Source organism: Micromonospora sp. SYSU B005, assembly GCF_055362685.1.
On the sequence record NZ_JAXCFU010000002.1, the window covers coordinates 375,757 to 398,251 of the forward strand.

Genomic DNA, 22,495 nt, shown 5'->3' on the forward strand with positions numbered 1-22,495 from the left:
CTGGGCCGGGAGTTGAGCACCGCCGTGGTGATGTTCCACGAGGCGGTGGCCGCCCGGCGTGGCCTGACGGCCACGGAGAACAAGGCGCTCGATCTGCTGGCCCGGCGTGGCCCGCTCACCTCCGGTGATCTCGCCCGTCAGCTCGGGCTCACGCCGGGTGCGGTCACCGGGCTGGTGGACCGGCTTTCCCGCGCCGGGTACGCACGGCGCAGCCCGGACGCGACGGACCGGCGCAAGACGTTCGTCGTCGCCGACGTGGAGCGGCTCGACGCCGAGATGGGCCCGGTCTTCGCGCCCCTGGGTGCGGCGATCAGGGAGCTGACCCGCGGGTACACGGAGGCGCAGCTCGCCACCGTCGAGCACTTCGTCCGCAACGTGGTGGTCATCCTCCAGGAGCAGACCTCCCGTGTCTCCGACTCCTCGACTGACAGGGCCTGACAAAAACATTTCAGCATGCTAAAATGTTTAGCATGCTGAATCAATCTACGGAAGTCGGCGTCCGCCACGCCCTGGCCCGGGTCGCCGACGCCTGGGGTGAGGGCGACCCGGACCGGTACGCGGCCCTCTTCAGCGAGGACGCGGACTACACGGCCTACGACGGCACCCGGATGGCGGGTCGGCGCGCGATCGCCGACGGTCACCGGGCGCTGTTCGGGGGCGTCATGCGCGGCTCGCGCATGACCGTCCGAGAGCCGCGCATCCGGCACGTCGCCACCGACGTCGCCGTGGTGTGGGCGCTGGGCGGGATCATCATGCGCTGGCAGCGCGGCCGTACCGAGCCGTCGGCGAAGCGGCTCTCGGCGGTCACGTTCGTCCTCGTCCACCAGGGGGACGACTGGCTCGTGACCGCGTTCCAGAACACCAGGTACCGCCCGTGGTCGCGTACCGTCGTCGGGCGGCTGACGAACCGCATGGCGGGTGGGAACGGCCGGTGACCGTCACCGACGGCGGCTTCTCCGGCGGTGCCGGTCACCGGCTGCGGTGGACACCTCAGCGGCGGCCGCGGCGGGAGGCGTCGAAGGGACGCTCCCGGCCGTCGGACTCGCCGCCGTCCCGGTCCCGGCGTACCGTCGCCTTGCGGCCCTTGATGGTGGTGCCGCGCAGCCCCGCGATGATCTCGTCGGCCACCGCCTGCGGCACCTCGACCAGGGAGAACCGGTCGGCGATCTCGATCGAGCCGATGTCCCGGCCGTTGATCCGGGTCTCCCCGGTGATCGCGCCGACCAGGTCCTGCGGCCGCACCCCGGCCCGGCGGCCCAGCCCGATGAAGACCTGGGTGGTCCCGCCGGTACGCGGACGCCCCGGCCCTCGGCGCTCGCCCCGCCCGCCGGTCTCCGGCCGGCCCTCGCGCGGGCCCCGGACCGGAACCTGCGGGATCTCCTCCTCGTCGTCCGAGCCCGGCGACGTCGCCTCGTGCGCCAGCTTCACCGCCGCCAGCGCCACCTCGACCAGGTCGAACTCGTCGGTGAGCGACTCCACGATCGCCCGGTACGGGTCGAGGTCGTCCTCCAGCAGGCTCTCCCGCAGCGCGCCCTGGGTCAGCTCCAGCCGCCGGGTCCGCATGTCCGCGACAGTGGGGATCTTGTCGATGGCGATCCGCTGCCCGGTGACCCGCTCGATGGTCTTGAGCATCCGGTGCTCACGCGGCTCGGCGAGCGTGATCGCCACACCCTCCCGCCCGGCCCGGCCCACCCGGCCGATCCGGTGCACGTACGACTCCGGGGCCGACGGCACGTCGTAGTTGACCACGTGGGTGAGCTGCTCGACGTCCAGCCCTCGGGCGGCCACGTCGGTGGCGACCAGCAGGTCCGCCGTGCCGGCGCGCAGCCGGCCCATCACCCGGTCCCGCTGCTCCTGGCTCATCCCGCCGTGCAGCGCCTCGGCCCGGTAGCCCCGGCCGTTCATCGTCTCGGTGAGCCGGTCCACCTCCTCGCGGCTGCGGCAGAACACGATCGCCGCGGTGGGCGACTCCACGTCCAGCACCCGGCCCAGCGCGGCCGGCTTGTGCGCCCGGGCCACGATGTACGCGCTCTGCCGCACCCGGGGTGCCTCCCCGGCGACCGGCCGCTCCCGCTCGATCCGGATGCGGACCGGGTCGGTCAGGTGCTGCCGGGCCAGCCCGTCGATACGGGCCGGCATGGTGGCGGAGAACAGCACCGTCTGCCGGCCCGCCGGGGCGTGCTCCAGGATCGCCTCGATGTCCTCGGCGAAGCCCATGTCGAGCATCTCGTCCGCCTCGTCCAGCACCACCGTGCTCAGCGCACCGAGCCGCAGCGTGCCCCGGGCGATGTGGTCCAGGGCCCGGCCCGGCGTCGCCACCACCACGTCCACCCCGTGGTCGAGCGCGCGCAGCTGCCGGCCGATCGGCTGCCCGCCGTAGATCGGCAGCACCCGGGCGCCCAGATCCTTGCCGTAGCGGTGGAACGCCTCGGAGACCTGCACGGCCAGTTCCCGCGTCGGCACCAGCACCAGCGACACCGGGTCGCCCTCGGCCCGGCCGACCGGCATCCGCTGCAGCAGCGGCAGCGCGAACGCGGCGGTCTTGCCCGTACCGGTCGCCGCCTGACCCAGCAGGTCCTGCCCGGCCAGCAACGGGGGGATGGCCTCCCGCTGGATCGGCGTCGGTTCCTCGTACCCGAGCGCGGACAGCGCGCCCAGCAACTCGGTGCGCAGCCCGAGATCGGCGAAGGCGAAGGCGTCCTCGGCGTCGTCGGGAACGGCGGGGTCGGTCGGGCTCGGTGCGGCGGTCATGCGACAAGTTTTTCATCACCGCCGCGCGGGGGTCGCGGCGACCGGGGCAAACGTTCGCCGCGCCACCCCGGCGCCGTCCCCTCCGGGTGATCCGGCGCGGCCCCGTGCCCCCGCCGGATCACCGGGACAGGACGGCCAGCAGCGTGGTCAGGCCCACCCCGACGTCGAACACCGCGCACCACAGCGCGTACCCGCGCGGCACCACCGCGCCGGTGCGGTGGTACCAGGCGTCCCAGGCCGCGTGGACGAGCCAGCCCACCCCGACGAGCACCCCGGCGACGTCGGCGGACGCGATCATCGCCACGACCGCCAGGCCGCCCCACACGGCCGCCCCGGCGAGCTGCGCCGCCAGCGCGCGCCGGTCGCCCCACTGCCGCCGCCAGGTGCCGATCAGCAGGTAGCCGGCGGGCAGGACCAGCAGCGTCCACGGCGCGAAGACGGTGGGCGCGAACCACATGTCCACCGTCATGAGCAGTCCCAGCCCGGCCGGCCATCCGCGCGCCACGGCCGCCGCGACCGGATGCCGGCGCGGCGGCGCCGTGGGCGTGTGCCGGTGCCGCAGCGCCACCAGCAGCATCGCCGGCACCATCAGCAGGTGACCGCCGAGCAGCAGCGCGTCGCCCCCGACCCACCCGGCCCACCAGGGCGGGAGCAGCAGCAGGAACGGCACGTACATGGCCGCTGACATCTCCGCGGTGGCGGCCCGGCCGTCCCCCCGGTACCACATCCACGCGGCCATGCCCGCCGCCATGTTCGTCGCCATCACCAGCGCGCCCACGTCCGGCCGCGCCAGCACCGCCGCGCCGCCGAGCAGGCGCCCGCCCACCTTCCACAGCGGCCCGAGCAGCACCATCCCGGCCACCATCGCCACCACCATCCCGGCCAGGTGCCGGGTCCGCGCCCACCCGGCCCACCGCCGGGGTACGACCACAGTCATCTCCGTCATGCCCCGACCCTGCCGCCGCCCGGCGCACCGGAGAAGGCGCGTCAGTCATCGGGAAACCGTGCGGATCGCACGGTCCGGCCGTGACGTTTCTCAGGGGTGGGCGGACCGGTGCACGCCCTAGGATCAGCGGGCATGAGCGTCGATCCGGCGGACCACCGGCTGCGCCGGGCCCGGCGGGTCACCCTGCTGTCGCTGGCCACGAACGTCTGGACCACGGTGCTGCTGCCCGCCGTCGGCCTGGCCCGCGAACCCGACCCGGTACGCGTCGCGCTCGGCGCCGCCGGGCTGCTCGCGTTCACCGTCGCCCAGATCGCGGTGCTGCACGCCGCCGTCACGCCGTGGCTGCCCGTACCGGCCCGTCGCCGCCGGCACGCCGCGCTCACAGTGGCGGCGTTGCTCAGCCTGCCGCTGCTCGGCCCGGTCGCGGCCGGAACCTGGCCCACCTGGGCCTGGCTCGGCGCGTCCCTGGTCGGCATGACGCCGCTGCTGTTCCGGCCCGTCGTCGCGTCGGTGGCGGCGGCCGGCGTCCTCGCGGTGTCCGCCGCCGTTACCGGGGCGACGGGCGGGCCGGTGCCCACGGCGCTGCTGGTAACCGGCGTGGTGGGCGCCGGGATCGCCGCGCTCACCTGGGTCCAGGTCTGGTTCTGGGACCTGCTCGTCGAGGCCCGGCAGGGGCAGGCCGCCCAGGCGCGGCTCGCCGCCGCCGAGGAACGGCTGCGCTTCGCCCGCGACGTCCACGATCTGCTCGGCCACGACCTGACGGTGATCGCGCTCAAGGCCGAGCTGGCGGAGCGGCTGGCGCCGCGCGACGCCGGCCGGGCCGCGCGGGAGGCGGCCGAGGCGCGGCGGCTGGCCGGCTCGGCGCTGACCCGGGTCCGGGCGGCGGTGCACGGCTACCGCGCGGTCGACCTGGCCGAGCAGGCCGCCGCGGTGGGGGAGGTGCTGCGCTCCAGCGGGGTCCGCACGACAGTGGTCCCGCCCGCCGGTGAGGTGCCCGCGCCGGTCGCCGCCGACCTGGCCGCCGTGCTGCGCGAGGCCGGAACCAACGTGCTGCGGCACAGCCGGGCCGGCTGGTGCCGGATCGAGATCACCCGGGAGGACGGCGTGGTGACGCTGACCGTACGCAACGACGGCGTCCGCGACGACGCCGGACCGGACCGGCTCAGCGGCGGCCTGCGCGGCCTGGCCGACCGGCTCGCCCCGGCCGGCGGACGGGTCCGGGCCGAGGCCGCCGACGGCGTGTTCAGCCTGGTGGCGACAGTGCCGGTGACGCCGTGATCCGGGTGCTGCTGGCCGACGACGAGGAGCTGATCCGGCTCGCCCTGGCCGCGCTGCTCGACCTGGAACCGGACATCGAGGTGGTCGCGCACGCCCGCGACGGGCGCAGCGCCCTGGACGCGGCGCTGGCCCACCGCCCCGACGTCGCCGTGCTCGACCTGGAGATGCCGCCGCCCGGCGGCGTCGAGGTCGCCGCCGAGCTGACCCGGGCGCTGCCCGGCTGCGCGCCGGTGATCCTCACCGGACACGGCCGTCCCGCCCAGCTCCGCCCGGCGCTCACCGCCGGGGTGCGCGGGTTCCTCGCCAAGGGCGCCCCCGGCGGCGCGCTGGCCGACGTGATCCGCCGGGTGCACTCCGGGGCGCGTTACGTCGATCCCGCGCTCGCGGCCGACGCGCTCACCCTGCCCGAGTGCCCGCTCACGCCGCGTGAGCTGGAGACGCTGCGGCTGGCCGAGCTGGGTACGCCGGTCGCGGTGATCGCCCGGCGCACCCACCTGGCCGCCGGAACGGTCCGCAACCACCTCAGCGCCTGCGTGCAGAAGCTCGGCGCCGCCGACCGGGCGGAGGCGGTCCGGCGGGCGCGCGAGGCCGGCTGGCTCTGACGTACGGGGCGTCGCGGGCGGTCGCCGGCGACTAGCCTGATCACGTGCGGACGGTCGAACTGCTCTGCTCACCCGAACTGGAAGCGGCGGTTCGCGCTGCCTGGGAAAGGCTCGCCGCCGCGGGGCTGCCCAGCCTGGCCCGCAACACGCACCCGACGAACCGGCCGCACCTCACGCTCGCCTCGGTGGAGGAGTTCCCGCCCGGCGCCGAGCAGCGCCTGGCCGACCTCTGCGACGCGGCGCTCCCGCTGCCGGTGCGGCTGGGCCGGATGACGGTGCTCGACGGCAGCGCGCCACTGGTGTGGCTGGTCCGCCCGGCACCGCAGCTCGTCGCGCTGCACGGCGCGGTCTGGGACGTGCTGGCCGAGGCGTCCGGCGGGCACTCGTGGCACCAGCCCGGCCGGTGGGTGCCGCACCTGAGCCTGGCGCTGCGGTTCGGCGCGGCGGACCGGCGCCGCGCCCGGGCGGTCGCCGGGGCGCACCCGCCGGCCGGGGCGTTCGTGGCGGCGCGCAGCTACGACGGCGACACCCGCACGGTCAGCGAGCTGACCACCGCCTGCCCGCGTTCCGGCGGCTGACCGAGAGGTCATACCCGGCGCTGGTGGGCGTCGGTTACGTTGACCGGGACCCCCGGCGTGGGCAGATCCGGGTACTCTTCGCCCCATGATCGACAGTGTTCGATTGGCGGTCGTCGGTGTGGGCAACAACACGTCGGCGTTGGTGCAGGGCATCGCCTTCTACCGCAACACCGGCAGCCTGGTAGGGCTCCACCGGCCAGAGATCGCGGGACTGGGCGTCAGCGACATCGACGTCGTCGCCGCTTTCGCGGCATCCCTCCTGAAGTCCCCACCCGGAACCGCGATCTGACCCCAACCCCCGGACCGTTCGGCGCGGCCCGAACCGTGCCCGTGTCAGCATGGGCCGATGACCACCGGTGCCGACGGCCGCGGACTCGCCGGGTTCGCCGCGCTGCTCGCCGACCCCACCCGGGCCGGCTTCTGCCTGGCCCTGCTCGACGGCCGCGCCTGGACCGCCGGGGAGCTGGCCCGCGCCGCCGGGGTCGCCGCGTCCACCGCGAGCGACCACCTCACCCGGCTGGTCGCCGGCGGCCTGCTGGTCGAGCAGCGGCAGGGCCGCCACCGGTACGTCCGCCTCGCCGACCCGGGCGTCGCCCAGCTCGTCGAGGACCTGGCCGCGCGGGCGCCCGCACCGGTTACCCCGCCCGGCACGTTGCGCGCCGCCTCGGCCGGCGCCGCCCTGGCGTACGCGCGCACCTGCTACGACCACCTGGCCGGGCGGCTCGGCGTGCTGCTGCACGACGCCCTGCTCGACCGTGGCGTGCTCGATCGCACCGGCGGCCTGGCGCTGACCGGCAACGGCGTGACCTGGCTGGCCGGTCTCGGTGTACCGGTCGAGCCGTTGCGCGCCACCCGGCGACCGCTCGTCCGCGACTGCCTGGACTGGACCGAACGGCGCCCGCACCTGGCCGGCGCGGTCGGGGCGGCGCTGTGCGGGCGCTTCCTCGACCTCGGCTGGACCGCGCGTGGCACCGGCCGGGCGGTACGGGTCACCCCGGCGGGACGGGACGCGCTGGCCGCGACGCTCGGGCTCGACCCGGCGCTGCTGGCCCCGCCCGCCGCCCGCGACACCGGTCCGGCGCGCGCCTGACCCGCCCGTGTTCCGCGCCGCCGGTCCCGCCCGCGCCTGACCGCCGGGTGTGCCCGGCCGGATCGTTCGGTCCGGACCGAACTGTCGGCGCCCTACGGTCGGGCGATGGATTCACCGACGATCACGGCTGCTCCGGGCACACCGCCCTGCGGGCAGCCGACCTCGGACGACGGCGGCTGGGTGGTCACCCGGTACGCGGACGTCGTCTCCGTCCTGACCGATCCCCGCTGCGTGGTGCCGCCCGCCGAGGAGGCGCCGGAGGGTGGCCTGGCATGGCTGCGCGCCTCGGTGAGCCGGTTCAGTCCGCCGGACCGGCATGCCGCGCGGCGCGCCGTCGGGGTGGCGGCGCTCGACACGCTCGACCCACGGGAACTGCGCGTGGCCGCGGCACGGCTGACCGGGCGGATCCTCGACCGCGCCGCGACCGCGGACAACGGCGGCGACCGGGTGGACGTGACCGGTGACCTGGCTCGGCGCGTACCCCTTGTGGTGCTGGCGGAGCGGCTCGGCCTGGCCGACCCGGCGGCGGCCGTCGCGGAGGTGACGGCGGTGGCCGCCGCCTACCACCCGGGTGCCGGCCCGGTGGCGGTGCGGCGGGCGGACCGGGCGGTGGCGGCGCTGCTGGCCATGTCGCCGCCCGCTCCGGCCGAGGTGACAGCGAACCGGCTCGGGCTGCTGGTGCAGGCCGCCGACGCCACCGCCGGGCTGATCGTGGCCGCCGTCCGGCACGGGCTCGACGCGCCGGACGGGCTCGGGACCGACGCGCTGCTCGCCGAGGTGCTGCGCCTCGACCCGCCGGTCCGGGTCACCCGCCGGGTCGCCGCCGACCCGCTGAGCCTGGGCGGCCGGCCGGTGCGCGCCGGGGAGCGGCTGCTGCTGCGGTTCGACGCCGCCAACCGCGACCCGGCGGTCTTCCCGGAGCCGGACCGCTTCCTCGCCGGCCGGGCGAACGCCGCGCTGACGTTCGGCGCCGGCCCCCGCGGCTGCCCCGGGCGGCGGCACGCGCTCGCCCTGGCCGCCGGCGTGGTCGGCGTGCTGCGCCGCCGCTGCCGTCCCGCCCGCCCGACCCCTGACGTCCCCACGACCCGACTCGAGGTGATCCGATGACGACCGACAGGTACCGCGCATTCCGGGAGCTGCACCGGTCCGGCGACCCGCTGCTCCTGCCCAACGCCTGGGACCACGCCTCCGCCGCGGCCCTCGCCGCCCGGGGCCATCAGGCGATCGGCACCACCAGCCTGGGCGTGGCGGCGGCCGCCGGGCGGCCGGACGCGGTCCGGGCGACCCGCGCGGAGACGCTGGATCTGGCGTACCGGCTGCGGGACCTGCCGACGCTGCTCACGATGGACATCGAGGACGGCTTCCACGACGACCCGGCGGAGGTCGCCGGGTTCGTGGGCGAGCTGGCCGCGCTCGGCGTGGTCGGCGTGAACCTGGAGGACGGGCGCCCGGACGGGCGACTGGCCCCGGCCGAGCACGTCGCCGCCGTGATCGCGGCGGTCCGCGCGGCAGTGCCGCGGATGGTCGTCAACGCCCGCACCGACGCCTGGTGGCTGGGCGTGCCGGCGCCGCTGGACGAGGCACGGCGGCGGGCGGCGGCGTTCCGGGCCGCCGGGGCCGACTGCCTGTTCGTGCCGGGCGCACCGGACGACCTGGTCGGCCTGCTCGCCGCCGAGGCGGGGTTGCCGCTGAACGTGCTCTACCGGCCGGGCGGCCCGGACCTCGCCGCCCTCGGACGGCTCGGCGTGGCCCGGGTCAGCACCGGCTCGCTGCTGTTCCGGGCCGCCCTCGGCGCGGCGCTGCACCTGACCGACGCGATCTGCGCCGGGCGCGACGCGGGCCTGCCGCCGCCGCCCGGGTACGAGGAGGTGCAGGCGCTGGTGCAGCCGTCCGCCACCTGATCGGGCACTTCGGGGGAGATGGGAGGAATCGCGCCTTCTCCGGTCTTTACGGTGTGTGCAGGCCCAATCACGCCGTGTCCTGACCGAGAGGGGACGGAGACCATGCGAGTGCCCAGCCGCAGCCCAGGTCGCCAGCCCGGTCCCGCCGTCACGTCCACCGCTCCCGCCCGGCGGGTGCCCGGCGGTCGCCGCGCCGGCGCCGAGCCGGACCTGTCCGCGTACCGGGCGGCGGTGGCGGAACTCCTGGTCGAGGTGGGCGCGCTCGCCGACGCGCCGTCCACCACCGCCCGCCAGGTGCTGCTCGACCAGCGGCTGCGTGAACCGGCCATCGCCGCCGTCCTCGACGCCACCCCGCAGGGGCTGATCGGCGCCCGGGAGACGCTGCTGCTGGAGATGGCCCGCTACCAGCCCAGCGCGCGCAGCTCGGCGCAGGACCTCACCGCGCTGGTCCGCATCTACCTGCTCTCCCGCGTCGACGTGCTCTGGTGGCGGGACAGCCCGACGTTCCTCACCGACGACCAGGTCCGCACCAGCACCGAACTGGTCGACCTGGAATGGCTGCGCCGCCGCGGCCTGGTCGAGTTCCGCTACCAGGAACAGCCCGCCACAGTGGTGGGACGCGGGCTGCGGGCGGTCCGGCGGCGGCTGCGCCCGGACGCCACCCCGCGTACCGCCGGCCTGCTGTTCCGCCGGGCCCGCCGCGAGATGATCGCGTTCCTCAACGACCTGGCCCGCGAGTTCACCGCGATCGCGCCGGACGGCACGCCACCGCTCTGGGTGACCAGCCTGGCCCGCAGTGCCGAGCACCAGCACCGGCTGCGCCGCCTCGGGTACGCGGCGATGGTGCCCAGCGGGCACTGCCTCGGCTGGGCCGCCGACGTCGAACTGGAGTGGTACGACCGCTTCGGCGCCCGCCCGGCGCTCGCCGGACTGCTGCTGGCCCGCCAGGACGCCGGTGAGGTGAACGTGGTCGACGAGGGACAGGCCTGGCACGTGTGCCTCGCCCCGGACGCCCGCCGCCGGTACCGGCGGGCGTACGAGGCCGAGATGGGGGTGTGACCCGGTGTGCGGCATCGCGCTGAGCATCGGCCCCGAGGCGGATCCGGCCACCTTCCGGCGGATGCTCGCCGCGCTCGCACCGCGCGGTGAGGTCACCGAGAGCCGGCAGGAACACAGCCTGCTCGCCGGCGTACGGCGGCTGAAGATCGTGGACCGGGAACGATCCGTGCAGCCGTGGATGTCACCGGACGAGCGGCACCTGCTCTGCTTCAACGGCGAGGTCTTCAACCACCACGAGCTGCGCGCCGAGCTGACCCGGCTCGGGCACCGGTTCCGCACCACAGGCGACACCGAGGTGGTGCTCACCGCGTTCCACCAGTGGGGCGAGAACGCGGTCCGGCGGCTGCGCGGCGAGTACGCGTTCGTCATCGTCGAGCGCGACAGCGGCCGGGCGTACCTGGCCCGCGACCCGCTCGGCGTCAAGCCGCTGTACTGGTCCCGCCTGCCCGGCTGCCTGCACCTCGCCTCCGAGGTCAAGGCGCTGGTCGGGCACGGCGCGCCGATCGGCGAGGTGGCACCCGGGCACCACGGCTGGGTCGAGCCCGGCCGCCCGGTCCGGCTCGGCCCGCACGTCGACCTGCTCACCCTCGGCGACGGCCTGCCGGTGATCGACGACCCGGACGAGGCGGCCCTGCTGGTCCGCGTCGCGCTGACCGACGCGATGCGCGCCCGGCTGGACACCGACCTCACCGTCGGCGTGGTGCTCTCCGGCGGTCTGGACAGCTCGCTGGCGCTGCTGCACGCCCGGGAACTGCACCCGGACTGCGTGGCGGTCACCATCGGCGTGCCGGAGAGCCCGGACGTCGCGTACGCCCGGCGGCTCGCCGCCGACCTCGGCGTACCGCACGAGGTGATCGAGCTACGCCCGCGTGACATCCGGCTCGCCGACGTCCGCGAGGCGATCCGGATCTCCGAGCTGACCGAGTACGGCGACATCATCAACGCGGTCGTCTCGGTGCCGATCTTCCGGCGGCTGCGCGAGCTGGGCGTCCGGGTGGTGCTCACCGGCGACGGCTCCGACGAGTTGTTCGGCGGGTACCCGATGTACCACCGGGTCGGGCCGGAGCGGTCCCGCCGGCTGTTCCTGCACAAGATCCGCAACCTGTGCCGGACCGAGCTGCAGCGGGTGGACCGGGCCAGCATGGCGCACGGCGTGGAGGCCCGGGTGCCGTTCCTCGACCTCAGCGTCGTCGAGCTGGCCATGCGGCTGCCGCTGGACGTGAAACTGCGCGACGGGCAGGAGAAGTGGATCGTCCGGCGGGCCTTCGCCGACCTGCTGCCCTCCTACGTGCGGCAGCGGCCGAAGAACCCGATGTCGTACTCGTCGGGGCTGCACGAACGGGCCCGCCTCTACAAGCCGCTGTTCGCCCGGCTGCACCGCTCCTTCGGCTACGACCTGCTCGAACCGGTGCGCCGGGACTTCGACAGCGTGCTCACCCGCTGCGGCAACGACCTCGACCGGGCCATCGCCGAGGGCATCGCCCGGCCCGACTACACAGTGCTCGAACACGCCCGGGACCTGGTCGGCGCGGCCCGCTGGAACGCCGCCCCGATGGTCCGCCGGCTGGTCAACCCGCGTCGCACCCGAGGCGACGAGGCGCCCCTGCCCGGGTGAGCCCGCGGCCTCGTCCGGCCGGTCGGTGCGCGACGGTGGGTCAGCGCCGCAGGTCCACGTCGACGGTCACGCCGGAGACCGGGTCCATGCAGTGCACCGTCGGGCCCGGACGCAACCGGGCGTCCGAGGCGTACCGCCGGGCCAGCTCCCGCTCGGCGGCGGCGTCGCCGCGGTCGGCCGCCACCAGCAGCGCGGCGACCTCGTCGACGAGGGTGAGATCGGCGCCGGTCAGGTCCTCGGTCATCGCCCCGAACCCGTCCCAGAGCAGCACCTCGTCCTTGTGCCGGTGGGCCAGTTCCAGCAGCACGTAGTCGTGGATGAGCCAGTCGCCCCGGATCGGCAGCGACGGGTCGACGCCGTAGGTGTCCGGGTCGATCCGGCCCGCCCGGTACGCCAGCCACACCCGGGCCGCCGACTCGAAGTGCCCCGCCTCCGGGTCGATGTCGTAGCCGTCGAACGGCCGGTCGGCGGCCGGGTCGAGCTCCGGGTCGGACCAGACCCAGCGCTCGCCGTTCCACCACTCCGCCAGCACGTGGTCGTGGTGCCAGTCCGGGGCGAAGTAGCTCACGAACCCGACCCGGCTGCGCGCCGGGATCCCGTGCCGGCGCAGTGCCGCGACGGTGAACAGCGTGTGGTCCCGGCAGCAGCCGGCGACCCGCTCGGCGGCCGGGCGCTCGGTGGTCAGCGGCAGCGGGAACCGGGACTGGTCGGTGTCGAGGATGCGGTCCAGCCAGCGCAGGTTCACCTCGGCCTGGCGGACGTCCGGCAGCTCCACGCCGCCGGCGCGGTAGTGGACGATCACGTTGCGGGCGGTCGCCGCGACGGTGGGCAGGTCGGCCGGCACAGTGTCGAGCAGTGCCGCGTGGTGGCGGGGATCGCTGTACGGGGAGTGGGTCCGGTAGTCGTCGACGTCCATCCGGTCATTGTCGGCGCGGGACGCGGCCGGCGGGTGCCCGCTCGGCGCGCAATCTCGCGGTGCCCGAACGCCAGGTCCGATCACCGCCAGCGCTGCGGCCGGGGCCGCGCCAGGCTGGGACCGTGACGACCACCCGTACCGCGTTCGGAATCCGCCCGCTGCCCGCCGGGACGCTCGCCGAGCTACGGCGCACCGGCCGCGACGCCACCGGGCAGCCACCCGAGCACCGGCGCGCCACCGGCGGCGAGCCGCTGCGCTGCTGCCTGCGCGACGCCCGCCCGGACGAGGCGCTGCTGCTGTTCGGGTACGCCCCGCCGCTGCCGCCGGGCCCGTACCGCGAGGTGGGGCCGGTGTTCGCGCACGCCACCGAATGCGCCGGCCCGGACGACGTGACGGCGTACCCGGTCCAGTGGCGCGGACGGGAGCAGGTGCTGCGCGCGTACGACAGCCGGGGCCGCATCGTGGGCGGACGGCGACACGACGGCGGCGATCCGGAGGCGGTGCTCGCGGAGCTGTTCGCCGATCCGGCGGTGGACCAGCTGCACAGTCGCAACGTGGTGTACGGCTGCTGGATGTTCGCGGTCGTGCGGAGCTGACCGAGTCCCGGATGGACATCGGCGCACGCCTCTTCTAGCGTCGCTGTCATGCGGAGGACCCTCATCGCCGGCGGGCTCGCGCTGCTCCTGCTCGCCACGGCCTGCGGGGAGAGCCGCCGGTCCGGCCCGCCGGCCGCGGCCGGCTCACCGACCGCGTCCCGGCAGGATCCGGGGCAGGTCGAGCGGACCCTGGCCAGCCTCCGCAAGATCGACGACCTGCCGATGTACGAGATGACGTACGACGGCGACTACGACCCGACCGCCGGGCTGGCCGGGTCCACGCCGCCGAGCCCGTTCGGCTGCTCGCTGTTCGCCGCGCTCGCCGACCGGGAGCGCCCGCTGTTCGCCCGCAACTTCGACTGGGAGCCCAATCCCGCGCTGGTGCTGCGCACCGACCCGCCGGACGGGTACGCCTCGATCTCGCTGGTCGACATCTCGTACCTGGGCGTGTCCGCCGACCCGACCGGGGACCGGCGGCTGCTGGACGCGCCGCTGCTGCCGTTCGACGGCATGAACGAGCGGGGTCTCGCGGTCGGGCTGGCCGCCGACGACGGTGCGCGCGCCGAGCCGGTGCCGGGACTGCCGAAGGTGGGCTCGGTGCGCATCCTGCGCCTGGTGCTCGACTCGGCCGCCACCGTGGACGAGGCGGTCGCCGTCTTCCGGCGCTACAACCTCGACTTCGACGGCGGCCCGCCGCTGCACTACCTGCTGGCCGACGCGACGGGCGCGTCCGCCGTGGTGGAGTTCGTCGACGGGAAGCTCTCCGTGGACCGGCGGCAGGGCCCGTGGCAGGCGCTGACCAACGTGCCCGCCGTCGGCGTGCCGGACCGCGAGCTGCGCCAGGACCACCGGTACGGGGTGCTGGCGAAGGAGCTGGACCGCGCCGGCGGGGTGGTAGACGCGGCCGGGGCGCTGCGGCTGCTGAACGCGGTACGCCAGTCGCACACCCGCTGGTCGGTGACGTACGGTCTGCGCAGCGGCGAGGTGCGGGTGGTCACGGCCGGCGGCGGCACCCGCGACTACCGGCTGCCGATGAGCTGACCAGGGCGCCTGCGGTCCGCGCCGGAGTTACTGTCGGACGATGACGCCCGTGACCCGGCTGGACCACGTCGTGATCGCCGTCTCGGACTGGCGGGTCGCCACCGACTTCTATCGCGACGTGGTCGGCGCCGAGGTGATCGGCGTCGGCGGCGAGCGCGTCGCGTTCCGGATCGGGCCCACCCAGCTCAGCGTGCACGGGCCGGGGACGGACCTCGCCGGCAACGTCGCCCGCCTGCCCGTCCGCCCCGGCAACAGCGACGTCTGTCTCGTCTGGGACGGCCCGGTCGACGCGGCGGTGGCGCACCTGCGCCGTCACGGCGTCGAGGTGGAGACGGGGCCGGTCCCGCGGTTCGGCGCCGGCGGCCCCGGGACGAGTGTCTACTTCCGCGACCCCGACGGGAGCCTCCTGGAGTTCATCTCCTACGAGGCGTGACGGGTGCGCGGACCGCGACGGGCCCGGCGTCCCCGCGAGGGGGAGCACCGGGCCCGGCGACGGTCAGCGGGTCACCAGCTCAGGTAACCGGCCTGGGTCTGCACGTTCAGCTCGGGCACCAGCAGGAACTGCGCCAGCCAGGTACGCGGGTCACGCAGCTCCAGCACGTCCAGTCCCTTCTGGATGTCGCTGGAGTAGATGTGGCCGTTGTACCAGTAGGCCGACCACGACCCGCCGGTACGCAGCTGCGAGGCGTCCAGCGGCCCGCGCTCCCAGTAGGCGATCTCCTTGGGCTTGCGCGAGTCGGTGAAGTCCCACACCGAGATGCCGCCCTGGTACCAGGCCTGGACCATGATGTCGCGGCCGGGCACCGGGATCAGCGAACCGTTGTGGGCCACGCAGTTCTCCGTGTCGGCGTTGACCCGGGGGATCTTGTAGTAGCTGCGGAACTCCAGCTTGCGGGCGTCGCCGCGGCCGGTGATGTCGTAGATGGCGTCCGCGCCGCGGTTCGGACCGACCACCTCGTTGCAGGTGGCCGCGCCGCCGCCGCCCAGCTCGTCGGTGAAGACGACCTTGGTGCCGGCGTTGTTGAACGTGGCCGAGTGCCAGAACGCGAAGTTCTCCGCGTCGGTGACCCGCTCGATCACCCGGGGCGCCTCACGGTTCTTGATGTCCAGCAGGATGCCGTCACCCATGCAGGCGCCCGCGGCCAGGTCCTTCGACGGGTACGCGGTGATGTCGTGGCAGCCGGTGGTGGCCGACGACTGACCCGGGATGCCCGGGTAGCCGCCGTCCGGGAACAGGTTCGGCGTGGCGACCACGGAGGCGGTGGTGGGGTTCTTCACCGGCACCTTGACGATGGAGATGGAGTCGTGCGGCGGCTGGCAGTCCGGGAACTCGGCCCGCGGGCTGTACGAGGAGACGTACAGGTAGACGTTCCGCTTGTCCTTGCCGGGCACCAGGGTGTGGGTGTGCGAGCCGCACGCCGTCTCCACCGACTTGATGTAGCGCGGGTTGCGCTTGTCCCGGATGTCGAAGATCTTGATGCCCTCCCAGGACTCCTTCACCGACGCCGGCTGGGTGGTGCTGGCGCAGGAGTCGTCGCTGCGGGAGGAGTCGGTCGACAGGAACAGCAGGTCGCCGTGGACCGAGATGTCGTTCTGCGAGCCGGGGCAGAGCACCTGGGACACGATCGCCGGGCGGTTCGGGCGGGAGACGTCGTAGACGACGAACCCGTCGTAGTTGCCGACGAACGCGTACCGCCCCTGGAAGGCGATGTCGGTGCCGAGGGCGGCGGTGGTGTCGAACGGCGCCTGCTTCGGCAGGTTCGCCACCTGGCGCAGGTTGGGGCTGCTGGAGATCTCGTCGACACCGGGGACGGCGTTGTCCACGGTGGCCGGGGCCGCCTGGGCGCGGGGGATCTCCTGCGCGCTGCTCGGGGGCGCGGTGAACACGCCGGCGAGCAGCAGGCCGGCGGCGGCCAGGCTGACGGTCCGGATTCGGGACGTGCGGAGGCTGATCATCGGCAACGCCCTTCGAAAGGGGGTCATGATTCGCCACACCTTACCCATTTGAGACGGCCATCAATGTGACCTGGGTCACACTTGGGAACTTTCGTCTATGGATAGGATCGCTGTCACCTTGACCGGAGGAGGCGTCGTATGACCAGCCGGCAGGCGCGTGTGTGGGTGGGCGTCACAGCACTGGTGACCCTTGTGGTGGTCGGCGCACTGGCGCTGACCGGGCGCGAGGAAACCCGTGCCCCGGAGGCGGCCGGAACCGCCGCGGCGGCCGCGCCGAGCGCGAGCGCCGCCGGGTCGGCGCCACCCGTGGTGGTACCGGGACGCCCGGGGGAGCCCGCCGCGACCCGCCCGGCCGAACAGGTCCGGGGCGCCACCACGCCGCGCTGGAACAGCCTCGACGTCTGGTACGTCCGGATGATGATCCCGCACCACGAGCAGGCCCTGGAGATGGCCGCCCTCGCGCCCGAGCGCGCCGCCGACGCGCGGGTGCGCGCCGTGGCCGACCGGATCCGTGCCGCGCAGGGCCCGGAGGTCGGCCTGCTGCGGGCCTGGCTCAGCACGCGCGACCTGCCCGCCGACGTACCCGGGCACGACCACGGCAGCATGCGCGGGATGCAGTCCCCGGAGGCGATGCGGCGGCTCGCCGACGCCCGCGGCGCGGAGTTCGACAAGCTGTTCGTGCAGATGATGTCCGACCACCACCGGGGCGCGATCGTCATGTCCACCGACCTGCTGAAGGTCGGCGTCGACCAGCCGATGCAGGAGTTCGCCACCTCGGTGGCCGTCGAGCAGTCCGCCGAGATCAGCCGCATGCAGGCCCTCCTGACCCGCTGACCTGGGAGCGGGCGGGGGAGGACGCAGGGGCGGGCCTAGGCTGGGGGATCGTGAACCGCCTGATCCTCGGTCGCCCGCTGCGGGGCGTCGCGTTCGACGCGGCAGTCTGCGGCCTCGTCGCGTTCTTCGCGCTGTCCGGCTTCGTCGCCGGGCAGACCGGGATCCCGGCGACCGCTGTCGGCCTGGCGATGGCGGCGGCGCTGTTCCTCCGGCGTACCCACCCGTCGGCCGTGGGCGCCCTGGTGGCCGCGCTCGCGCTGGTCCAGGTGATCGCCGGCTGGGGCCCGCTCAGCTACGACATCGCCGTCCTGATCGCCCTCTACAGCGTGGTCAAGTACGCCGACCGGCTCCGCGACGGCATCGCCGCCGGGATCGTCGCCGTGATCGGCGGGGTACTCGCCGCGCTCCAGACGCCCGGCACCGGTCCCTGGTGGATGGGCGCGTTCTTCTACACCCTGATCGTCGGCGCGGTCTTCCTGGCCGGACTGAACCTGCGGACCCGCCGGCTCTACGTGCTCAGCCTGGAGGAACGCGCCGCCACGCTGGAACGCGAGCGGGAGGCCGAGGCGCGCGCCGCCGTCGCCGAGGAACGCACCCGCATCGCCCGTGAGTTGCACGACGTGGTCGCCCACAGCATGGCCGTGATGATCGTGCAGGCCGACGGGGTGCGGTTCACGCTCGACCGGGACCCGGCCACCGCCCGGGAGGCGGCCAAGGTGGTCGCCGACACCGGCCGGGCGGCGCTGGAGGAGATGCGGCGGCTGGTCGGCGTACTCCGGGAACCGGACCGCCCGGAGCCGGCGCCGGCGGACCAGCCGGCCGCCGAGCCGGCGCATCGGCGGCCCGCGCTGGTGGAGTTACCCGCGTTGCTCGACCGGTTCCGCGCCGCCGGGCTGCGGATCACCTGCGGCGGCACCGGCACGCCGCGGGCGCTGCCGCCCGGCCTGGAGCTGACCGTCTACCGGGTGGTGCAGGAGAGCCTGACCAACGCGCTCAAGCACGCCGGTGTCGGCGCGTCGGTGGAGCTGACGCTGGACTGGGCCGCCGACGCCGTCGTGGTCCGGGCGGTCGACGACGGCGGCGGCGCTCCGGTGGTCCGGCCGGCGCCGTCCGGCGGGCACGGCCTGGTCGGCATGCGGGAACGGGTCGGGGTGTACGACGGCAGCCTCGCCGCCGGCCCCACACTCGCCGGCGGCTGGCGGGTACAGGCGCGGCTGCCACTGCCGGCGGGCGCCGGCACCGAGGAAGGGAGCGCGGCGGCGTGACAGTGCGGGTGATGATCGTCGACGACCAGATGCTGGTGCGGGCCGGGTTCCGGATGGTGCTCGACTCCCAGCCGGACCTGGAGGTGGTCGGCGAGGCCATCGACGGCGCGGACGCGCTGCGGGTGCTGGACCGGGTCGAGGCCGACGTGGTGGTGATGGACCTGCGCATGCCCACCATGGACGGGGTGGAGGCGACCCGGCGGATCTGCGCCCGCCCGGACGGCGGCGGCCCGCGCGTGCTGGTGCTCACCACGTTCGACACCGAGGCCGACGCGTTCGCCGCGCTGCGCGCCGGGGCGAGCGGGTTCCTGCTCAAGAACGTGCCGCCGGAGGAGCTCATGGCCGCGATCCGGGTGGTGGCCCAGGGCGACTCGGTGGTGGCACCGTCGATCACCCGGCGGCTGCTCGACCGGTTCGCCGGTCAGCTCGGTCCCGCGCCGGCCGCCGACCCCCGGCTGGCCCAGCTCACCGAGCGGGAGCGCGAGGTGCTGCTGCTGGTGGCGCAGGGGCTCTCCAACGCCGAGATCGCCGCCCGGGTGCACGTCGCAGAGGCGACGGTGAAGACCCACGTGGGTCGCATCCTGGCCAAGCTCCAGCTCCGCGACCGGGTCCAGGCGGTGGTGCTGGCGTACGAGAGCGGCCTGGTCACGCCCGGCGGCTGACCGGCCGTACGTCTCAGGTCGTACGGGTTCCCCCGGTGGGGGACGACCGTGGTCGCACCGAGGTCGAGCGCGCAGGTGGAGATCGACTCAGCGGTGCCGGACCTAGCGTCGGAAGGGTCTTCAGACCGTGTCCGACAGGAGCACCACAGTGTCCGCACCACCGACCACAGGCGTCGCCCTCGCCGCCCGCGCGCTGCGCAAGGAGTACGGCGCCGGCCAGTCCCGCGTCGTCGCGCTCGACGGCGTCGACCTCGACCTGGCCGCCGCCCGGTTCACCGCCGTGATGGGACCCTCCGGCTCCGGCAAGTCCACACTGCTGCACTGCCTCGCCGGCCTCGACCGGCCGACCGCCGGGGCGGTCCACATCGGCGACGCCGACCTGACGGGCCTGGACGACCGGCGGCTCACCCGGCTGCGCCGGGACCGGATCGGCTTCGTCTTCCAGAAGTTCAACCTGCTGCCCACGCTCACCGCCGAGGAGAACGTCGTCCTCCCGCTGGCCATCGCCGGCCGCCGCCCGGACCCGACCTGGCTGCGTCAGGTGGTGGCCGCGGTCGGCCTGACCGATCGCCTCGGACACCGCCCGGCGGAGCTGTCGGGCGGCCAGCAGCAGCGCGTCGCGGTGGCCCGCGCCCTGATCACCCGGCCGTGGGTGATCTTCGCCGACGAGCCGACCGGCAACCTCGACTCGCGCTCCGGCGCGGAGGTGCTGCGGCTGCTGCGCGAGGCGGTCGACACGCTCGGCCAGACCGTCGTCATGGTCACCCACGACCCGGCCGCCGCCGCGTACGCCGACCGGGTGGTCTTCCTCGCCGACGGCCGGCTGGTCGACGAACTGCACGCGCCGACGGTCGGCGCGGTCCGGGACGCGCTCAGCCGGCTCGACCCGGCCGTGACCCCGGCGGGGCGGTGACCGGGATGTTGCGCCTGACCCTGCGCCAGGTCCGCGCCGACGGCCTGCGCCTGCTGCTGTCCTCGCTGGCGATCGTGCTCGGCGTCGCGTTCGTCGCCGGCACGCTGATGCTCATCGACGGCATGCGCGCCGGGGCGTACGAGCGGGCCGGTGAGTTCGACAGGCACACCGACCTGGCCGCGTACGCCGAGACCGACCCGCTGCCCCCGGCGCTCGTGGACCGGGTGCGCGCCGTCGACGGGGTGGCCGCCGCCGCGGGCGAGCTGACCGGCTCCGCCGGGGTGGTCGGCCGCGACGGCCGTCCCGTGCTCGGGTACGCGGTGCTCGCCGCGATCCCCACCGAGACGGACCTGCAGTCCTACGACGTGGTCGCCGGGCGGCTGCCGCAGCGCCCCGGCGAGGTGGTGCTCGACGACGAGACCGTCGCCGAGCAGCGCTTCACCGTCGGCGGGCCGGTGTCGATCGGCGGGCAGGACGGCGCGGCCCGCCCGTACACCCTGGTCGGCACCGTCGACGTGGACGGCAGCTCCCGCGACGTCGGCGGCCCGTACATCGGGTTGACCGGACCGGACGCGCTCACCGTCGGCGGCGAGAAGGGGTACGGCCGGATCATGGTGGCGGCGCGGCCCGGGGTGGACACGGCCGCGCTGGCCGACCGGATCCGCGCCGTGGTGGGACCGGACGTGACGGTCCGGGACCGCGATGCCATCCTCGACGCCGCAGTCGACGACGCGGTCCGCGACCTGCGGCAGTTCGGCATGCTGCTGGGCACGTTCGCGGCGGTGGCGGTGGTGGTGGCCGGCTTCGTGATCGCCAACACCTTCGCCATCGTGCTCGCCCAGCGCTCCCGGCGTACCGCGCTGCTGCGCCTGGTCGGCGCCACCCGGGGACAGATCTACCGGGCCACGCTGTCCGAGGCGGCGGTGACCGGCCTGCTCGCCTCCGCGGCCGGGGTGCTGGCCGGCGCGGCGGTGGCCGGCGGCCTCGGCGTCCTGCTCGCCGGCACCGGCGCGCCGCTCGGCAGCGGGCTCACCCTGACCCCGCGGACGCTGCTGCTCTCGCTGGGGCTGGGGACGCTGCTCACCGTGGCGTCGGCCGCGCTGCCGGCCTGGCAGGGCACCCGGGTCGCCCCGGTGGCCGCGCTCACCGACGCGGCGATCAACCCGGTACGCCCGGCCGGGCGGGTCCGGCTGGCGGTCGGCGCGCTGGCGCTCGCCGCCGGTGTGGCGGCGCTGGCCGGCGCGGGAGCCACCGGCCAGGTGGTGCTGGTCGCAGCCGGCGCGTTGCTGGCCTTCGGCGGCATCGTGGCATTCGGCCCGGTGCTGGTGCCGGCCCTGGTACGGGTGCTCGGCGGGCCGTTCCGCGCGGCGTTCGGCGCCACCGGCGGGCTGGCCGTGTCGAACGCGGTACGCAACCCGCGCCGGGTCGCCGCCACCGCGACGGCCATGGTGATCGGCATCGGGCTGGTGTCCGCGTTCGTGGTCGGCGCCGCGAGCGTCAAGTCCGGCATCGAACGCGCGGTGGACGCCCGGATCGGGGTGGACTTCCTGGTCACCGGTATCGGCGGCGACCTGCCGGCCACCGTCGCCGACGACCTGGCCGCCCGCCCGGAGCTGGGTGTGGTGCACGAGCAGCGCAGCCGGGTGGTCGGCGACGTGCAGCTGCGCGCCTCGCATCCGGCGCTGGTCCGGCGCACGCTGTCCGCGGTGGACGCCGGTGACCCGGCGGACCTGGGCCCGGGTTCGGTGCTGGTGCACCGCGAGCTGGCCGCGGCGCGGGGCTGGACGGCCGGCTCCACGATCACGCTGGCGGGCCGCCCGTTCCGGGTCGTCGCGGTGGTGGCCGACGAGGAGCCGGTCCTGGCCGGCAGCCCGGTGCCCGCCGGCCACCTGGTGGACGTGCTGGACACCGACTTCACCGCCATGTTCCCCACCGAGCGCGGCTACCTGGCCGAGGTGGACCCGGCCCCCGGGGTGGGTGTCGACGCCGCCCGGACCGCCGTCGAGTCGGTGCTGGCCCGTTATCCGACGGTGAACGTGATGGACCAGGCCGCGTACAAGAAGATGCTCACCGGCACCGTCGACATGGTGCTGGGGTTCGTCACCGCGCTGCTCGGCCTGGCCGTGGTGATCTCGCTGGTCGGGGTCGCCAACACGCTCAGCCTGTCGGTGGTGGAACGCACCCGGGAGACTGCGGTGCTGCGCGCGGTCGGGCTGAGCCGGGCCGGGATGCGGGGCGTACTGGCGGTCGAGGCGGTGCTCACCGCGCTCGTCGGCACGCTGCTCGGCATCGCGCTCGGCACCGGGGCGGCGGCCGGGGCGATGGCAGTGGTGGCCCGCATCGGCGGCGACTTCACGCTGGTGCTGCCCTGGGCGCGGATCGGGCTGATCGTCGCGGTGGCGGTGGTGGCCGCGCTGCTCGCCTCGGTCCTGCCGGCCCGCCGGGCGCTGTCCCGGCCGGTGGTGGCGTCGCTCGGCGCGGACTGAGCACCG

At 75.2% G+C, this 22,495-nt stretch carries 23 protein-coding genes; 19 read left to right on the forward strand and 4 right to left on the reverse strand.

The window, feature by feature from the left end; all coding sequences use genetic code 11:
• Positions 1-12: 12 nt before the first annotated feature.
• Positions 13-438, forward strand: coding sequence for a MarR family winged helix-turn-helix transcriptional regulator (locus tag SM452_RS06945; protein ID WP_228531456.1), 426 nt, complete (start codon positions 13-15; stop codon positions 436-438).
• A 32-nt stretch (positions 439-470) separates the two neighbouring features.
• Positions 471-935 (forward strand): SgcJ/EcaC family oxidoreductase, encoded by a 465-nt coding sequence (locus SM452_RS06950; protein WP_463839530.1) that lies wholly within the window; start codon positions 471-473, stop codon positions 933-935.
• A gap of 55 nt (positions 936-990) precedes the next feature.
• Here SM452_RS06950 and SM452_RS06955 read toward each other — a convergent pair whose 3' ends face one another.
• Both SM452_RS06955 and SM452_RS06960 read right to left on the reverse strand, forming a co-directional pair.
• Positions 991-2,751, reverse strand: a complete 1,761-nt coding sequence (locus SM452_RS06955) for a DEAD/DEAH box helicase (protein WP_355511940.1) — start codon at positions 2,749-2,751, stop codon at positions 991-993.
• Positions 2,752-2,869: 118 nt separating this feature from the next.
• Positions 2,870-3,697, reverse strand: coding sequence for a hypothetical protein (locus SM452_RS06960; protein ID WP_355511938.1), 828 nt, complete (start codon positions 3,695-3,697; stop codon positions 2,870-2,872).
• Between the two features lie 132 nt (positions 3,698-3,829).
• On the opposite strand from SM452_RS06960, the gene SM452_RS06965 reads away from it, so the two are divergent.
• The 9 genes from SM452_RS06965 (at position 3,830) to SM452_RS07005 (ending at position 11,820) form a co-directional block, all read left to right on the forward strand.
• Positions 3,830-4,975 (forward strand): sensor histidine kinase, encoded by a 1,146-nt coding sequence (locus tag SM452_RS06965; RefSeq protein ID WP_355511936.1) that lies wholly within the window; start codon positions 3,830-3,832, stop codon positions 4,973-4,975.
• On the forward strand, positions 4,972-5,577 hold the full coding sequence (locus SM452_RS06970; protein ID WP_013286580.1) for a response regulator transcription factor: 606 nt from the start codon (positions 4,972-4,974) through the stop codon (positions 5,575-5,577). The genes SM452_RS06965 and SM452_RS06970 overlap by 4 nt, the downstream gene beginning before the upstream one ends.
• A gap of 44 nt (positions 5,578-5,621) precedes the next feature.
• On the forward strand, positions 5,622-6,155 hold the full coding sequence (locus SM452_RS06975) for a 2'-5' RNA ligase family protein (protein ID WP_463839531.1): 534 nt from the start codon (positions 5,622-5,624) through the stop codon (positions 6,153-6,155).
• A gap of 85 nt (positions 6,156-6,240) precedes the next feature.
• The gene (locus tag SM452_RS06980; protein ID WP_463839532.1) at positions 6,241-6,444 is read left to right on the forward strand and encodes a hypothetical protein; all 204 of its coding nucleotides are present in this window, start codon (positions 6,241-6,243) and stop codon (positions 6,442-6,444) included.
• A gap of 57 nt (positions 6,445-6,501) precedes the next feature.
• The gene (locus tag SM452_RS06985; protein ID WP_355511930.1) at positions 6,502-7,245 is read left to right on the forward strand and encodes an ArsR/SmtB family transcription factor; all 744 of its coding nucleotides are present in this window, start codon (positions 6,502-6,504) and stop codon (positions 7,243-7,245) included.
• A gap of 105 nt (positions 7,246-7,350) precedes the next feature.
• Positions 7,351-8,352 (forward strand): cytochrome P450, encoded by a 1,002-nt coding sequence (locus SM452_RS06990; RefSeq protein WP_355511929.1) that lies wholly within the window; start codon positions 7,351-7,353, stop codon positions 8,350-8,352.
• Positions 8,349-9,146: an isocitrate lyase/PEP mutase family protein gene (locus SM452_RS06995; protein WP_463839533.1), complete on the forward strand. Its 798-nt coding sequence runs from the start codon at positions 8,349-8,351 to the stop codon at positions 9,144-9,146. Before SM452_RS06990 ends, SM452_RS06995 begins: the two co-directional genes overlap by 4 nt.
• 102 nt (positions 9,147-9,248) lie before the next feature.
• A complete protein-coding gene (locus tag SM452_RS07000) occupies positions 9,249-10,205 on the forward strand; it encodes a hypothetical protein (RefSeq protein ID WP_355511926.1) in 957 nt (318 codons plus the stop codon).
• A gap of 4 nt (positions 10,206-10,209) precedes the next feature.
• Entirely contained in the window at positions 10,210-11,820 is a 1,611-nt protein-coding gene (locus SM452_RS07005) for an asparagine synthetase B family protein (RefSeq protein ID WP_355511924.1), read from the forward strand.
• Between the two features lie 40 nt (positions 11,821-11,860).
• Here the strand turns inward: SM452_RS07005 and SM452_RS07010 are convergent, their stop codons facing one another.
• Positions 11,861-12,736, reverse strand: a complete 876-nt coding sequence (locus SM452_RS07010) for a transglutaminase domain-containing protein (protein WP_463839534.1) — start codon at positions 12,734-12,736, stop codon at positions 11,861-11,863.
• A 122-nt stretch (positions 12,737-12,858) separates the two neighbouring features.
• On the opposite strand from SM452_RS07010, the gene SM452_RS07015 reads away from it, so the two are divergent.
• From SM452_RS07015 to SM452_RS07025, 3 genes are read left to right on the forward strand one after another with little or no spacing between them, the layout of a single operon-like run.
• A complete protein-coding gene (locus SM452_RS07015) occupies positions 12,859-13,332 on the forward strand; it encodes a DUF1203 domain-containing protein (RefSeq protein WP_262011684.1) in 474 nt (157 codons plus the stop codon).
• Positions 13,333-13,380: 48 nt separating this feature from the next.
• Positions 13,381-14,373, forward strand: coding sequence for a carcinine hydrolase/isopenicillin-N N-acyltransferase family protein (locus SM452_RS07020; RefSeq protein ID WP_355511920.1), 993 nt, complete (start codon positions 13,381-13,383; stop codon positions 14,371-14,373).
• A gap of 40 nt (positions 14,374-14,413) precedes the next feature.
• Positions 14,414-14,806, forward strand: coding sequence for a VOC family protein (locus SM452_RS07025; protein WP_262011682.1), 393 nt, complete (start codon positions 14,414-14,416; stop codon positions 14,804-14,806).
• 71 nt (positions 14,807-14,877) lie between these two features.
• Here the strand turns inward: SM452_RS07025 and SM452_RS07030 are convergent, their stop codons facing one another.
• Complete coding sequence (locus SM452_RS07030) at positions 14,878-16,329, reverse strand: LVIVD repeat-containing protein (RefSeq protein WP_194799303.1); 1,452 nt, start codon at positions 16,327-16,329, stop codon at positions 14,878-14,880.
• Between the two features lie 138 nt (positions 16,330-16,467).
• On the opposite strand from SM452_RS07030, the gene SM452_RS07035 reads away from it, so the two are divergent.
• The 5 genes from SM452_RS07035 (at position 16,468) to SM452_RS07055 (ending at position 22,489) form a co-directional block, all read left to right on the forward strand.
• Positions 16,468-17,163, forward strand: a complete 696-nt coding sequence (locus tag SM452_RS07035; protein ID WP_262011681.1) for a DUF305 domain-containing protein — start codon at positions 16,468-16,470, stop codon at positions 17,161-17,163.
• A 50-nt stretch (positions 17,164-17,213) separates the two neighbouring features.
• Positions 17,214-18,428: a sensor histidine kinase gene (locus SM452_RS07040; RefSeq protein WP_355511916.1), complete on the forward strand. Its 1,215-nt coding sequence runs from the start codon at positions 17,214-17,216 to the stop codon at positions 18,426-18,428.
• Entirely contained in the window at positions 18,425-19,090 is a 666-nt protein-coding gene (locus tag SM452_RS07045; RefSeq protein ID WP_349876853.1) for a response regulator transcription factor, read from the forward strand. Before SM452_RS07040 ends, SM452_RS07045 begins: the two co-directional genes overlap by 4 nt.
• Before the next feature lie 148 nt (positions 19,091-19,238).
• Positions 19,239-20,003: an ABC transporter ATP-binding protein gene (locus tag SM452_RS07050; RefSeq protein ID WP_262011678.1), complete on the forward strand. Its 765-nt coding sequence runs from the start codon at positions 19,239-19,241 to the stop codon at positions 20,001-20,003.
• A 5-nt stretch (positions 20,004-20,008) separates the two neighbouring features.
• A complete protein-coding gene (locus tag SM452_RS07055; protein WP_463839535.1) occupies positions 20,009-22,489 on the forward strand; it encodes an ABC transporter permease in 2,481 nt (826 codons plus the stop codon).
• Positions 22,490-22,495: the final 6 nt, after the last annotated feature.

Bases quoted from the DNA above. Each gene is read 5' to 3' on its own strand.
- SM452_RS06950 (WP_463839530.1), top strand. From the start codon at position 471: ATGCTGAATCAATCTACGGAAGTCGGCGTCCGCCACGCCCTGGCCCGG.
- SM452_RS06955 (WP_355511940.1), bottom strand. From the start codon at position 2,751: ATGACCGCCGCACCGAGCCCGACCGACCCCGCCGTTCCCGACGACGCC.
- SM452_RS06960 (WP_355511938.1), bottom strand. From the start codon at position 3,697: ATGACGGAGATGACTGTGGTCGTACCCCGGCGGTGGGCCGGGTGGGCG.
- SM452_RS06965 (WP_355511936.1), top strand. From the start codon at position 3,830: ATGAGCGTCGATCCGGCGGACCACCGGCTGCGCCGGGCCCGGCGGGTC.
- SM452_RS06980 (WP_463839532.1), top strand. From the start codon at position 6,241: ATGATCGACAGTGTTCGATTGGCGGTCGTCGGTGTGGGCAACAACACG.
- SM452_RS06985 (WP_355511930.1), top strand. From the start codon at position 6,502: ATGACCACCGGTGCCGACGGCCGCGGACTCGCCGGGTTCGCCGCGCTG.
- SM452_RS06990 (WP_355511929.1), top strand. From the start codon at position 7,351: ATGGATTCACCGACGATCACGGCTGCTCCGGGCACACCGCCCTGCGGG.
- SM452_RS06995 (WP_463839533.1), top strand. From the start codon at position 8,349: ATGACGACCGACAGGTACCGCGCATTCCGGGAGCTGCACCGGTCCGGC.
- SM452_RS07000 (WP_355511926.1), top strand. From the start codon at position 9,249: ATGCGAGTGCCCAGCCGCAGCCCAGGTCGCCAGCCCGGTCCCGCCGTC.
- SM452_RS07010 (WP_463839534.1), bottom strand. From the start codon at position 12,736: ATGGACGTCGACGACTACCGGACCCACTCCCCGTACAGCGATCCCCGC.
- SM452_RS07020 (WP_355511920.1), top strand. From the start codon at position 13,381: ATGCGGAGGACCCTCATCGCCGGCGGGCTCGCGCTGCTCCTGCTCGCC.
- SM452_RS07025 (WP_262011682.1), top strand. From the start codon at position 14,414: ATGACGCCCGTGACCCGGCTGGACCACGTCGTGATCGCCGTCTCGGAC.
- SM452_RS07030 (WP_194799303.1), bottom strand. From the start codon at position 16,329: ATGATCAGCCTCCGCACGTCCCGAATCCGGACCGTCAGCCTGGCCGCC.
- SM452_RS07035 (WP_262011681.1), top strand. From the start codon at position 16,468: ATGACCAGCCGGCAGGCGCGTGTGTGGGTGGGCGTCACAGCACTGGTG.
- SM452_RS07055 (WP_463839535.1), top strand. From the start codon at position 20,009: ATGTTGCGCCTGACCCTGCGCCAGGTCCGCGCCGACGGCCTGCGCCTG.